At 68.8% G+C, this 12,481-nt stretch carries 10 protein-coding genes and 1 pseudogene; 10 read left to right on the top strand and 1 reads right to left on the bottom strand.

Annotated elements, in window-relative coordinates; genetic code table 11:
* Positions 1-127 precede the first annotated feature (127 nt).
* The 6 genes from RTK35_RS06005 (at position 128) to pgi (ending at position 5,978) form a co-directional block, all read left to right on the top strand.
* Positions 128-1,528, top strand: a complete 1,401-nt coding sequence (locus RTK35_RS06005) for a polynucleotide adenylyltransferase PcnB (protein WP_044403335.1) — start codon at positions 128-130, stop codon at positions 1,526-1,528.
* Position 1,529: 1 nt separating this feature from the next.
* Complete coding sequence (gene folK / locus RTK35_RS06000; RefSeq protein ID WP_316907612.1) at positions 1,530-2,039, top strand: 2-amino-4-hydroxy-6-hydroxymethyldihydropteridine diphosphokinase; 510 nt, start codon at positions 1,530-1,532, stop codon at positions 2,037-2,039.
* 103 nt (positions 2,040-2,142) lie between these two features.
* Positions 2,143-2,943 carry a 3-methyl-2-oxobutanoate hydroxymethyltransferase gene (panB, locus tag RTK35_RS05995; protein ID WP_044403339.1) on the top strand — a complete coding sequence of 267 codons (801 nt, stop codon included), beginning with the start codon at positions 2,143-2,145 and terminating at the stop codon, positions 2,941-2,943.
* Positions 2,940-3,800: a pantoate--beta-alanine ligase gene (gene panC / locus RTK35_RS05990; RefSeq protein ID WP_316907611.1), complete on the top strand. Its 861-nt coding sequence runs from the start codon at positions 2,940-2,942 to the stop codon at positions 3,798-3,800. The genes panB and panC overlap by 4 nt, the downstream gene beginning before the upstream one ends.
* A gap of 50 nt (positions 3,801-3,850) precedes the next feature.
* Positions 3,851-4,231, top strand: a complete 381-nt coding sequence (panD, locus tag RTK35_RS05985; protein WP_003457244.1) for an aspartate 1-decarboxylase — start codon at positions 3,851-3,853, stop codon at positions 4,229-4,231.
* Between the two features lie 82 nt (positions 4,232-4,313).
* Entirely contained in the window at positions 4,314-5,978 is a 1,665-nt protein-coding gene (gene pgi, locus RTK35_RS05980; RefSeq protein WP_044403350.1) for a glucose-6-phosphate isomerase, read from the top strand.
* Positions 5,979-6,011: 33 nt separating this feature from the next.
* On the opposite strand, the gene RTK35_RS05975 is transcribed toward pgi, so the two are convergent.
* The gene (locus tag RTK35_RS05975) at positions 6,012-6,977 is read right to left on the bottom strand and encodes a GlxA family transcriptional regulator (RefSeq protein WP_316907610.1); all 966 of its coding nucleotides are present in this window, start codon (positions 6,975-6,977) and stop codon (positions 6,012-6,014) included.
* A gap of 107 nt (positions 6,978-7,084) precedes the next feature.
* On the opposite strand from RTK35_RS05975, the gene RTK35_RS05970 reads away from it, so the two are divergent.
* The 4 genes and pseudogenes from RTK35_RS05970 to RTK35_RS05955 all read left to right on the top strand — a co-directional run bounded on the left by RTK35_RS05970 (position 7,085) and on the right by RTK35_RS05955 (position 12,411).
* Positions 7,085-8,149 carry a DJ-1/PfpI family protein gene (locus RTK35_RS05970; protein WP_316907609.1) on the top strand — a complete coding sequence of 355 codons (1,065 nt, stop codon included), beginning with the start codon at positions 7,085-7,087 and terminating at the stop codon, positions 8,147-8,149.
* 63 nt (positions 8,150-8,212) lie between these two features.
* Entirely contained in the window at positions 8,213-10,150 is a 1,938-nt protein-coding gene (acs, locus tag RTK35_RS05965) for an acetate--CoA ligase (RefSeq protein ID WP_160481787.1), read from the top strand.
* A gap of 118 nt (positions 10,151-10,268) precedes the next feature.
* A pseudogene (locus tag RTK35_RS05960) lies at positions 10,269-11,144 on the top strand (oxygenase MpaB family protein).
* 88 nt (positions 11,145-11,232) lie between these two features.
* Positions 11,233-12,411, top strand: a complete 1,179-nt coding sequence (locus RTK35_RS05955) for an acetyl-CoA C-acetyltransferase (protein WP_316907608.1) — start codon at positions 11,233-11,235, stop codon at positions 12,409-12,411.
* The last annotated feature ends 70 nt before the right edge of the window (positions 12,412-12,481 follow it).

The following is a 12,481-nucleotide window of genomic DNA, read 5'->3' as shown; positions in this document are numbered from 1 at the left end:
GCTCCCCCAGTAGCTTTGACACACTCCCGCCGCTTCCTTCACCATCCCCCCGCCCAGTGCTAGAATCCGCGCCCATCGTGCGGTCTCTCATTCGTTCCGGCCGCCCATCCCACACACAGTGCCTCCCATGCTGAAGAAGCTGATCCAGTCCTTTCGCTCTCCCCTGCGCCGCACCCAGCATCCCCGCAGCACACCTGAAGTCCTGAGCAACCGCCAGCACGCGCTGGACCGCGCGGACATCAGCCGTAACGCGGTGAACGTCGTGGAACGCCTGCAGAAGGCGGGCTACCAGGCCTACCTGGTCGGCGGCTGCGTCCGTGACCTCATGCTGGGCCTGGACCCGAAAGACTTCGACGTCGCCACCAACGCGACCCCCGAGCAGGTGCGTGCCGAATTCCGCAATGCCCGGGTGATCGGCCGCCGCTTCAAGCTGGTCCATGTACATTTCGGCCGGGAAATCATCGAGACCGCGACCTTCCGCGCCAACCACCCCCAGGGTGATGACGAAGACAGCAACCAGTCCTCGCGCAACGAAAGCGGCCGCATCCTGCGTGACAACGTCTACGGCAACCAGGAAGAAGACGCGCAACGCCGCGACTTCACCATCAATGCCCTCTATTACGACCCGGTCACCGAGCGCGTGCTCGACTACGCCCACGGCGTGCACGACATCCGCAACCGCCTGATCCGCCTGATCGGCGACCCCGAACAGCGCTACCTGGAAGACCCGGTGCGCATGCTGCGAGCCGTGCGCTTCGCCGCCAAGCTGGGCTTCGAGATCGAGAAGCACAGCGCCGCACCGATCCGCCGCCTGGCCCCCATGCTGCGGGACATCCCCTCCGCACGCCTGTTCGACGAAGTCCTCAAGCTGTTCCTCGGCGGCAAGGCCGAGCGCACCTTCGAACTGCTGCTGGAGTACGACCTCTTCGCCCCGCTGTTCCCGGCGGCCGCCGCCTCCCTGGAGCGCGACCCCGAGTACGCTGGCGCCCTGATCCGCCAGGCCCTGGCCAACACCGACGAGCGCATCCGCCTCGGCAAGCCGGTCACCCCGGCCTTCCTCTTCGCCGCCCTGCTCTGGCCGGCCCTGCCCGTCCGTGCCGCCCTGCTGCAGGAAAAGGGCATGCCGCCGATCCCGGCGATCCAGGAAGCCGCCCACGGTCTGATCCTCGAACAGTGCCAGCGCACCGCCATTCCCAAGCGCTTCACCATCCCGATCCGCGAGATCTGGGACATGCAGGAACGCCTGCCCCGCCGCAGCGGCAAGCGTGCCGACCTGCTGCTGGAGAACCCCCGCTTCCGCGCCGGCTACGACTTCCTCCTGCTGCGTGAAAGCGCGGGCGAGGAAACCGGCGGCCTGGGCGACTGGTGGACCGATTACCAGGACGCCAGCGACAGCGAACGCCGCGCCATGATCCGCGACCTCAGCAGCCGCGACGAAGGCGGTGCCGCACCGCGCAAGCGTCGCCGTGGCGGCGGCCGTCGCAAGCGCGGCCCCCGCAGCGAAGGCAGCGCCCCGGCTGGCGAATAAGATGGAGCGCGTCTACATCGGGCTGGGCAGCAACCTGTCGGACCCGGCCAGACAGCTGCGCAATGCCCTGGCGGCCCTGGCCGCCCTCCCCGGCACGCAGCTCAGCGCCGTTTCGTCCCTCTACAGCAGCGACCCCCTCGGCCCACCGGACCAGCCCCGCTACAGCAATGCCGTTGCCGCGCTGGACACCGACCTCGCCCCCCTGGACCTGCTCGACGCCCTGCAGGCGATCGAACTGTGCCAAGGGCGCGTACGCAAGGACGAGCGCTGGGGCCCGCGCACCCTCGACCTGGATATCCTGCTGTTCGGCCAGCGGCAGATCGACGAGCCGCGCCTGCAGGTCCCCCACTACCACATGCACGCCCGCGCCTTCGTGCTGTATCCCCTGGCCGAGATCGCACCCGACCTGCAACTGCCCGACGGCCGGCCGCTCCAGGTCCTGCTGGACGCCTGCCCCTACGCCGGGCTGGAGCGTATCGAGGGCCTTTCCGCGCTGGCGGTAACGCCGTAACAGCTCGGTAACACCTGCAATTGACACCATGCCCCCCCATCGGGACTATAAGCGTCCCGTTGCCCCGTACCGGTGCAGAATCGGTACCGATGAGGACGTTTTCATGCCTGATGTGACCCTGACCACCCTTCAAGAGCTGAAGCAGAAAGGCGAGAAAATCGCCATGCTCACGGCCTACGACGCGACCTTCGCCCAGGCCGCCAGCCAGGCGGGCGCCGACGTCCTGCTGGTGGGCGATTCCCTCGGCATGGTCCTGCAGGGCCATGACAGCACCCTGCCCGTCAGCGTCGCCGACATGGCCTACCACACCGCCGCCGTGAAGCGTGGCAACCAGGGCTCGCTGATCATCACCGACCTGCCGTTCATGGCCTACGCCACCCTGGAGCAGACCTTCGCCAACTGCGCCGCGCTGATGCAGGCCGGTGCGCACATGGTCAAGCTCGAAGGCGCCGCCTGGCTCGCCGAGCCCATCCGCCTGCTGGCCGAACGCGGCATCCCGGTCTGCGCCCACCTCGGCCTCACCCCCCAGGCGGTGAACATCCTCGGTGGCTACAAGGTGCAGGGCCGCCAGGAAGCCCAGGCGCGCCAGCTGCGTGCCGACGCCATGGCCCTGGAACAGGCCGGCGCCGCCATGCTGCTGCTGGAATGCGTGCCCAGCGAGCTGGCCGCTGAAATCACCCAGTCGGTGAAGATCCCGGTCATCGGCATCGGCGCCGGCAGCGCCACCGACGGCCAGGTGCTGGTCCTGCACGACATGCTCGGCCTGTCCCTCACCGGCCGCACGCCCAAGTTCGTGAAGAACTTCATGGAAGGCCAGACCAGCATCCAGGGCGCCCTCGCCGCCTATGTCCGCGCCGTCAAGGACGTCACCTTCCCCGCCGCCGAGCACGGATTCGCCGCATGATCACCGTCAAGACCGTCCGTGAACTGCGCGCGGCCGTCGCCCGTGCCCGCAGCGAAGGCAAGCGCATCGGCTTCGTGCCCACCATGGGCAACCTGCACTCGGGCCACGTCGCCCTGGCGGAGAAGGCCAGCCAGCGCGCCGACTTCGTGATCGCCAGCATCTTCGTCAACCCGCTGCAGTTCGGCCCCAGCGAAGACCTCGCCAAATACCCGCGTACCCTCGCCGCCGACCAGGAGAAGCTGGTGGCCGCCGGTTGCCACCTGCTGTTCCACCCCGACGTGGAAGAGATGTACCCCGACGGCATGGACGGCCAGACCCGCGTCAACGTCCCCCTCGTTTCCGAGGGGCTGTGTGGCGCCAGTCGCCCGGGCCACTTCGAAGGCGTCGCCACGGTGGTCAGCAAGCTGTTCAACATGGTCCAGCCGGACCTGGCCGTGTTCGGCGAGAAGGACTTCCAGCAGCTGGCGGTGATCCGCAAGCTGGTGCGCGACCTGAACATGCCCATCCAGATCATCGGCGAGCCCACCGTCCGTGCCGAGGACGGCCTCGCGCTGTCCTCCCGCAACGGCTACCTGGACGCCGCCCAGCGCGCCATCGCCCCGACCCTCTACGCCACCCTGCGCCAGCTGGCCGAGGGCGTCCGCGCCGGTCGCAGCGACCATGCCGCCCTGCTGGAGGAAGGCCGTAGCGCCCTCGCCGGCGCCGGCCTGCGTCCCGACTACCTGGAGCTGCGCGAATCGCATACCCTGCGCACCGCCCAGCCCGGCGACCGTCACCTGGTGCTCCTCGCCGCGGCCTACCTCGGTAACACCCGGCTGATCGACAACCTCGCCTTCAACCTCGACGACAACGCCTGACCCGTGCAGGGCCCCGCCCGAGGGCCCACCGGATAAACAAGGAAAACGCCATGCACGCCATCATGCTCAAGGCCAAGCTGCACCGTGCCGAAGTCACCCATGCCGTCCTCGACTACGAAGGCTCCTGCGCCATCGACGGCGAGTGGCTCGACCTCGCCGGCATCCGCGAGTACGAGCAGATCCAGATCTACAACGTCGACAACGGCGAGCGCTTCACCACCTACGCCATCCGTGGCGAGAACGGCTCGCGGATGATCTCGGTCAACGGCGCCGCCGCGCACAAGGCTAAGGTGGGCGACCGCGTCATCATCTGCGCCTACGCCCACTACAGCGAGGCCGAGCTGGCCAACTTCAAGCCGCGCATGCTGTACATGGCCCCGGGCAACGAACTCAGCCACACCAGCAATGCGATTCCCGTCCAGGTGGCCTGACACCGACACGCTAGACTCCAAGCCCGGAACACTCCGGGCTTTTTAGTGTTCATACCCTCGATCACTGTTTGAAAGGCACCTCATGAACCACCACCTGACACCGCTCGACGTCACCCGCCTGGACAGCTGGAGCGCCCTGCGCGCGCACCGCGAGGAGCTCGCCGGGTTCAGCATGCGCCAGGCCTTCCAGGACGACGCCGAGCGCTTCAAGCGCTTCAGCCTCAGCGCCTGCGGCCTGCTGCTGGACTACTCGAAGAACCTGCTGCGCCCCGACACCCTCGCCCTGCTGGTGAAGCTCGCCGAGGAAGCCCAGCTGGGCGAAGCCATCCAGGCCATGTTCCGCGGCGAGATGATCAACGCCTCCGAGCGCCGCCCGGTGCTGCACACCGCGCTGCGCCGGCCCATCGGCGACAAGGTGCGGGTGGACGGCAAGGACGTGATGCCCGAGGTGCACCGTGTGCTGCACCAGATGACCGAGCTGGTCGGCTACGTGCACAACGGCCTGTGGCGCGGCTACACCGAGAAGCCCATCACCGACGTGGTGAACATCGGCATCGGTGGCTCCTTCCTCGGCCCGCAGCTGGTGTCCGAAGCGCTGCTGCCGTTCGCCCAGAAGGGCGTGCGCTGCCACTACCTGGCCAACGTCGACGGCAGCGAATTCCGCGAGCTGGCCTGCAAGCTCAACGCCGAGACCACCCTGTTCATCGTCTCCAGCAAGTCCTTCGGCACCCTGGAGACCCTCAAGAACGCCCAGGCCGCCCGCGCCTGGTACCTGGCCCAGGGCGGCAGCGAGCAGGAGCTGTACCGCCACTTCATCGCCGTCTCCAGCAACAAGGAGGCCGCGCTGGCCTTCGGCATCCGCGAAGAGAACATCTTCCCGATGTGGGACTGGGTCGGCGGGCGCTACTCGCTGTGGTCGGCCATCGGCCTGCCGATCGCCATGTCCATCGGCATCTCCAACTTCAAGGAGCTGCTGTCCGGCGCCTACAGCATGGACCAGCACTTCCAGACCGCCCCCTTCGAACGCAACATCCCGGTCATCCTCGGCCTGCTCGGCGTCTGGTACAACGACTTCTGGGGCGCCCGCAGCCATGCGGTCCTGCCCTATGACTACTACCTGCGCAACTTCACCGATCACCTGCAGCAGCTGGACATGGAGTCCAACGGCAAGAGCGTGCGCCAGGACGGCACCCCGGTGACCGCCGGCACCGGCCCGGTGATCTGGGGCGGCGTCGGCTGCAACGGCCAGCACGCCTACCACCAGCTGCTGCACCAGGGCACCCACCTGATCCCGGCGGACTTCATCGTCCCTGTGTCCAGCTACAACCCGGTGGCCGACCACCACCAGTGGCTGTTCGCCAACTGCCTGTCCCAGAGCCAGGCGATGATGCTCGGCAAATCCCGCGAGGAGGCCGAGAACGAACTGCGCGCCAAGGGCCTGGACGAAGCCGAAGTGCAGCGCTTGGCGCCGCACAAGGTCATCCCCGGCAACCGCCCCAGCAACACCCTGGTGATGGAGCGCATCAGCCCCCGTCGCCTGGGCGCGCTGATCGCCATGTACGAGCACAAGGTGTACGTGCAGAGCGTGCTGTGGGGCATCAACGCCTTCGACCAGTGGGGCGTGGAACTGGGCAAGGAGCTGGGCAAGGCGGTCTACTCGCGCCTGGTGGGCAGCGAAGAGAACCCCGCCGAGGACGGCTCCACCCAGGGCCTGATCGACTTCTTCCGCGGCCGTCACCGCGGTTGATCGAAGCACCCCGCCGCCCAGCGCGGCGGGGTGTCAGCGGCAGAAACGCTCGCGGTACTCGCTGGGCGTCACCCCCAGGGCCTGGACGAAGGCGCGGCGCAGGTTGTACTCACTGCCGAAGCCGGTTTCCAGCGCCACCCGCTTCAACGCCCCCACCCCCGCCTCCAGCAACCGACAGGCCTTTTCCAGCCGCAGCTGCAGCACCAGCCGCGCCGGCGTTATCCCGAGCTCATCCAGGCAATGCCGGTGCAACGTGCGGGACGACACCGCCATCTGCGCCGCCAGCGTCTCCACATCCAGCGCCTCCCGCAGGTGCCCCCGTACCCAGTCCGCCAGCCGCTCCGCCAGGCTGCCCTGCCGGGCTTGCTGGGCCAGCAGCTCCGCACTGAACTGGCGCTGGCCCCCTGGGCGCCGCAGGTACATCACCAGCCCCTTGGCCACCTGCAATGACAACTCACGGCCGTGATCCGCCTCCACCAGGGCGAGGCACAGGTCCATGCCCGCCGTGACGCCGGCCGAGCTGTAGATGCGGCCCGCCTCCACGTAGAGGGACTCCTGCAGCACCTGCAGCCGAGGGAACAGCCGCTGCAGCAGCTCGGCATAGCGCCAGTGGGTCACCACCGGCCGCCCGTCCAGCAAGCCTGCCTGGGCCAAGAGGAAGGCCCCGGTGCACACCGAGCCGCAACGCGCGGCGGCAGGCGCCACAGCGGCCAGCCAGCGCGCCAGCGCGCCCCCACCCATCGCACGCTGCACGCCATGCCCACCCGCCACCAGCAGCGTTGCCCCGGCCAGCTCATCGGCCGCCGGCAGGGGCTCCGTCATCAGCGCCAGGCCCGTGCTGGAGCGCACCAGCCCACCCTCGGGCGACAGCAGCCTGAGGGCATAGCCCCCGCCCTTGGGCAGCGCCTCGCTGGCCGCCGCGAACACCTCCGCCGGCCCGGTCGCATCGAGCAGTTGGAAGTCCGGAAACACCACGAGCGCCACCTGATGGCCGGCCATGCCACACACCTCGGAACAGACAGAAAAGTTGGCAGATATTCACCCATCGATGTCATTCACGACAGCCCGCCGATCCGCAGACTGTGACCCACTGACGGAGAACGCCCATGCGCACCCTGCTGCTGATCCTCGCGAGTCTGCTGTTACCCACCCCGGCCTTGGCGGACGACGCCCTGCCGCCCTACCACCCCCGCTTCGGGCGGACGCAGCCGGTGATCGCCGTGGTCGCCGAGAACGGCATGACCGAACTGGTGGATCTCCTCGTGCCCTTCTCGGTACTCAGCCGCGCCCAGGTGGGCGAGGTGATCACCCTGTCCACCCAGCCCGGCCCCGTGCAGCTGATGCCGGCACTGCGGATGCGCGCCCAAGCCACCGTCGATGCCTTCGAACAGCGCTACCCGGACGGGGCGGACTACCTCATCGTCCCTGCCGTGCACCACAGCGACGACCCGCGCCTCACCCGCTTCGTCGCCGAACAGGCGGCACGGGGCGCCACCGTCGTCGGCATCTGCGATGGCGTGCTGGTGCTGGGCCAGGCCGGCCTGCTGGACGGCCGCCGGGCCACCGGGCACTGGTACTCCCGCGACGAACGGCAGGCCGACTACCCGCGCACCCAGTGGCAGGAGGACAGTCGCTACCTGGCCGACGGCAACCTCGTCACCACCTCCGGCGTCAGCGCTGCACTGCCCGCCTCCCTGGCCCTGGTGGCGGCCATCGCCGGGAACGAAAAGGCCCACGCCGTCGGCCGCGAGATCGGTGTGGAGCGCTGGTCCGCCGAGCACCACAGCCTCGGCTTCGCCCTCGGCACCCGGGGCTACCTGACCGCCGCCGGCAACTGGCTGCTGCCCTGGCGCCAGGAGACCCTGGCCGTGACGCTGGCCCCCGGCATGGACGAAGCGACCCTGGCGCTGCAGGTGGATGCCTGGGCCCGGACCTTCCGCACCCGCGTGGTGGGCAGCGCCAGCACGCCCGTCACCAGCCTCCACGGCCTGGAGCTGCTGCCAGATGCCGCCGAAGCCGAGGAGGCCGTCGAACTGACTGCCCCCCAGGCCCTGCCCGGCGCCGTACTGGACGAAGCCCTGCAGGCCATCGACGCACGCTACGGCAGCGCCACTGCAGAACTGGTCGCAGCCCAACTGGAATATCCCTACGAGCCCCTTCGCGCCCCTTGAAGGCGGCCCGGCGTTGCAGGCAACCTTGTCGCCATCTCGGCAAACAACAACAAGGAATTCGCCATGTACGAGATCAGCCTTCACCCCGTGCCTGAAGACGTGCGCCAACGCGCCCATATCGACAACGACACCTACCAGCGCCTCTACCGCCAGTCCGTGGACGAGCCCCAGGCCTTCTGGAGCGAGCAGGCCACCCGCTTCCTCCACTGGTTCAAACCCTGGGACGAGTTGCACCACAGCGACCTCGCCAAGGGCGAAGCGCGCTGGTTCAAGGGCGGCAAGCTGAACGTCGCCTACAACTGCATCGACCGCCACCTGGACACCCGCGCCGAGCAGATCGCGATCATCTGGGAAGGCGACAACCCCACCGAATCCGCCCACATCACCTACCGCAAGCTGCACAGCAACGTCTGCCGCCTGGCCAACGTGCTCAAGGCGCGGGGCGTGAAGAAGGGTGACCGGGTGTGCATCTACATGCCGATGGTGCCCGAGGCTGCCTACGCCATGCTGGCCTGCGCCCGCATCGGCGCCGTGCACTCGGTGGTGTTCGGCGGCTTCTCCCCGGACTCCCTGCGCGACCGCATCCTCGATGCCGACTGCCGTGCCGTGATCACCGCCGACGAAGGCGTGCGCGGCGGCAAGTACGTGCCGCTGAAGCAGAACGTCGACAAGGCGCTGAAGGAGTGCCCGGACGTGTCCACCGTGGTCGTGGTGCAACGCACCCAGGGCGAGGTGGGCTGGGTGGAAGGCCGCGACCTCTGGTACCACGAAGCCCTGCAAGGCGCCGCCGAGGCCTGCGAACCGGAATGGATGGACGCCGAAGACCCGCTGTTCATCCTCTACACCTCCGGCTCCACCGGCAAACCCAAGGGCGTGCTGCACACCACCGGCGGCTACCTGCTGGGCGCGGCGATGACCCACAAGTACGTGTTCGACTACCACGAGGGTGACATCTACTGGTGCACCGCCGACGTCGGCTGGGTCACCGGCCACAGCTACATCGTCTACGGCCCGCTGGCCAACGGCGCCACCACCCTGGTGTTCGAGGGCGTGCCCAGCTACCCGGATGCCTCGCGCTTCTGGCAGGTGATCGACAAGCACAAGGTCAACATCTTCTACACCGCGCCCACCGCCCTGCGCGCCCTCATGCGCGAAGGCGAGGAGCCGGTGCGCCGCACCGATCGCAGCAGCCTGCGCCTACTCGGCAGCGTCGGCGAGCCGATCAACCCGGAAGCCTGGGAGTGGTACTACAACGTGGTCGGCGAGCGCCGCTGCCCCATCGTCGACACCTGGTGGCAGACCGAGACAGGCAGCATCCTCATCACCCCCCTGCCCGGCGCCACTGCCCTCAAGCCCGGTTCCGCCACCCGGCCGTTCTTCGGCGTGCAGCCGGTGCTGCTGGATGAGAAGGGCCACGAGATCGAAGGCCCCGGCTCCGGCGTCCTGGCCATCAAGGCCAGCTGGCCGAGCCAGATCCGCACCGTCTACGGCGACCACAAGCGGATGATCGAGACCTACTTCTCCGCCTACCCCGGCTACTACTTCACCGGCGACGGCGCCCGCCGCGACGAGGACGGCTACTACTGGATCACCGGCCGTGTCGACGACGTGATCAACGTCTCCGGCCACCGCATCGGCACCGCCGAAGTGGAAAGCGCCCTGGTGCTGCACGACGCCGTGGCCGAGGCCGCCGTGGTGGGTTATCCCCATGACCTCAAGGGCCAGGGCATCTACGCCTTCGTCACCCCGATGAAGGGGCTGGAGCCCAGCGAGGAGTTGAAGAAGGAACTGCTCGCCCTGGTCAGCAAGGAGATCGGCAGCTTCGCCAAGCCCGAACTGATCCAGTGGGCCCCCGGCCTGCCGAAGACCCGCTCCGGCAAGATCATGCGGCGCATCCTGCGCAAGATCGCCTGCAACGAGCTGGAGAACCTGGGCGACACCTCGACCCTGGCCGACCCTTCGGTGGTGCAGAACCTGATCGACGCCCGCCTCAACCGCTGACCCCACGCCACCCGCGCCCGGCCGTCGCAAGGCGGCCGGGCGTTTTCATTCCGGGCACCAGGCCTGCGACATGCCGCTGCTTGTAGCGGAGCGCGAGTACGCTGTAGCGTTGCCCGCCATGAACCTCATACGCACCCGCATCGAACGCCAGATCCACAGCCTCACCGGCGCCTCCCTCGGCCTGCTCGACCTGGAGAACCCCAGGGGCGACCCCGGCCTGTTCGGCCCCGACTCCGTGGTCTGACGGGTACACGGCGACTTCACCTCAATGATGACCGGCGGCATCAGTGCCCTGCTGCTGCAGATGCTGCACCCCCTGGCGCTGGCCGGCGTGTGGGACCACTCCAACTTCCGCGAGGACATGCTCGGCCGCCTGCGCCGCACCAGCCTGTTCATCTCCGGTACCACCTATGCCGGCCGCGAGGACGCCGAGCGGCTGATCGAGAAGGTGAAGACCATCCACCTGCAGGTGACGGGTACCGCCCCGGATGGCCGGCCCTATGCCGCCAGCGATCCCGACCTGCTGACCTGGGTGCACGTGGCGGAAGTCAGCTGCTTCCTCCAGGGCTACCTGGCCTACCTCGACCCGACCCTCTCCCCGGCCGACCAGGACCGCTACTACGACGAGATCGCCCTGGTGGCCGAACGCCTGGGCGCCCGCGACGTGCCGCGCTCGCGCCAGGCCATCGCCGCCTACCTGGAGCGGATGCGCCCGCAGCTGCTGTGCGACGACCGCACCCGCGAGGTGGTCCGCCTGCTGCGCAACGCCCCGGCCCCCAGCGCCCTGGCCAAGCCGGTCGGCCACCTGATGATGCAGGGCGGGATCGCCCTGCTGCCCGACTGGGCACAAAGGCTGCTGGGCCTGGAACTGCCCGCCTGGCAGCGACCGCTGGTGCACAGCGGCGTGCAACGCACCGCCTCCATGGTGCGCTGGGCCATGCGCGACAGCGCCGCGCACAAAGCCCGTCGGCGCATGGGGCTGCCCACGTACTGAGCGACTGGTTGGCGCACGCTCGCTGTGCGACCATTGCGAGCCTTCCGGTCACAGACTGATCTGCTCCGCTGATTCGAGGACTTGAAACATGCAAGACGTCGTCATCGTTGCCGCCACCCGTACCGCCGTCGGCAGCTTCCAGGGCTCGCTGGCCAACATCCCCGCGCCGGAGCTGGGCGCCGCCGTGATCCGCCAGTTGCTGGCCCAGACCGGCCTCGACGGGGCCCAGGTCGACGAGGTCATCCTCGGCCAGGTGCTCACCGCAGGCTCCGGCCAGAACCCCGCCCGCCAGGCCGCCATCCTCGCCGGGCTGCCCCACGCCGTGCCGGCCCTGACCCTGAACAAGGTCTGCGGCTCCGGCCTCAAGGCCCTGCACCTGGCGGCCCAGGCCATCCGCTGCGGCGATGCCGAGGTGGTGATCGCCGGCGGCCAGGAGAACATGAGCCTCGCCCCCTACGTGATGCCCGGTGCCCGCACCGGCCTGCGCATGGGCCACGCCAAGCTGGTGGACACCATGATCCAGGACGGCCTGTGGGATGTCTTCAACGACTACCACATGGGCATCACCGCCGAGAACCTGGTGGAGAAGTACGGCATCAGCCGTGAAGCCCAGGACGCCTTCGCCGCCGCCTCCCAGCAGAAGGCCTGTGCGGCCATCGAGGGCGGGCGCTTCAAGGACGAGATCACCCCCATCCTGATCCCGCAGAAGAAAGGCGAGCCCGTCGCCTTCGCCACCGACGAGCAGCCCCGTGCCGGCACCACCGCCGAGTCCCTGGCCAAGCTCAAGCCGGCCTTCAAGAAGGACGGCAGCGTCACCGCCGGCAACGCCTCCAGCCTCAACGACGGTGCCGCCGCCGTGCTGCTGATGAGCGCCGACAAGGCCAAGGCCCTCGGCCTGCCGGTGCTGGCGCGCATCGCCAGCTACGCCAGCGCCGGTGTCGACCCCGCGATCATGGGCATCGGCCCGGTCTCCGCGACCCGCCGCTGCCTGGAGAAAGCCGGCTGGAACCTCGGCGAGCTGGACCTGATCGAAGCCAACGAAGCCTTCGCCGCCCAGGCCCTGTCCGTGGGCCAGGAGCTGGGCTGGGATGTGGCCAAGGTCAACGTCAACGGCGGCGCCATCGCCCTCGGCCACCCCATCGGCGCCTCCGGCTGCCGCGTGCTGGTGACCCTGCTGCACGAGATGATCAAGCGCGATGCGAAGAAGGGCCTGGCAACCCTGTGCATCGGCGGCGGGCAGGGCGTGGCCCTGGCCATCGAGCGCTGATCGCCACGAAGCCGCTCCCCAGGGAGCGGCTTCGCCCTCCCAAGGCCCCATCGCCAACGCGACGCCCTCC

Source organism: Pseudomonas sp. zfem003 (assembly GCF_032621675.1).
Classification (GTDB): Bacteria; Pseudomonadota; Gammaproteobacteria; order Pseudomonadales; family Pseudomonadaceae; genus Metapseudomonas; species Metapseudomonas otitidis.
The sequence above is the reverse complement of the archived record's forward strand: the minus strand, read 5'-3'. Positions and strand labels throughout refer to the sequence as shown.

What these genes read in the sequence shown, in the direction of transcription:
- acs (WP_160481787.1), top strand. Translation starts at nt 8,213, where the DNA reads ATGTACGAGATCAGCCTTCACCCCGTGCCTGAAGACGTGCGCCAACGC.
- RTK35_RS05975 (WP_316907610.1), bottom strand. Translation starts at nt 6,977, where the DNA reads ATGGCCGGCCATCAGGTGGCGCTCGTGGTGTTTCCGGACTTCCAACTG.
- RTK35_RS05955 (WP_316907608.1), top strand. Translation starts at nt 11,233, where the DNA reads ATGCAAGACGTCGTCATCGTTGCCGCCACCCGTACCGCCGTCGGCAGC.
- pgi (WP_044403350.1), top strand. Translation starts at nt 4,314, where the DNA reads ATGAACCACCACCTGACACCGCTCGACGTCACCCGCCTGGACAGCTGG.
- RTK35_RS05970 (WP_316907609.1), top strand. Translation starts at nt 7,085, where the DNA reads ATGCGCACCCTGCTGCTGATCCTCGCGAGTCTGCTGTTACCCACCCCG.
- panD (WP_003457244.1), top strand. Translation starts at nt 3,851, where the DNA reads ATGCACGCCATCATGCTCAAGGCCAAGCTGCACCGTGCCGAAGTCACC.
- panC (WP_316907611.1), top strand. Translation starts at nt 2,940, where the DNA reads ATGATCACCGTCAAGACCGTCCGTGAACTGCGCGCGGCCGTCGCCCGT.
- RTK35_RS06005 (WP_044403335.1), top strand. Translation starts at nt 128, where the DNA reads ATGCTGAAGAAGCTGATCCAGTCCTTTCGCTCTCCCCTGCGCCGCACC.
- panB (WP_044403339.1), top strand. Translation starts at nt 2,143, where the DNA reads ATGCCTGATGTGACCCTGACCACCCTTCAAGAGCTGAAGCAGAAAGGC.
- folK (WP_316907612.1), top strand. Translation starts at nt 1,530, where the DNA reads ATGGAGCGCGTCTACATCGGGCTGGGCAGCAACCTGTCGGACCCGGCC.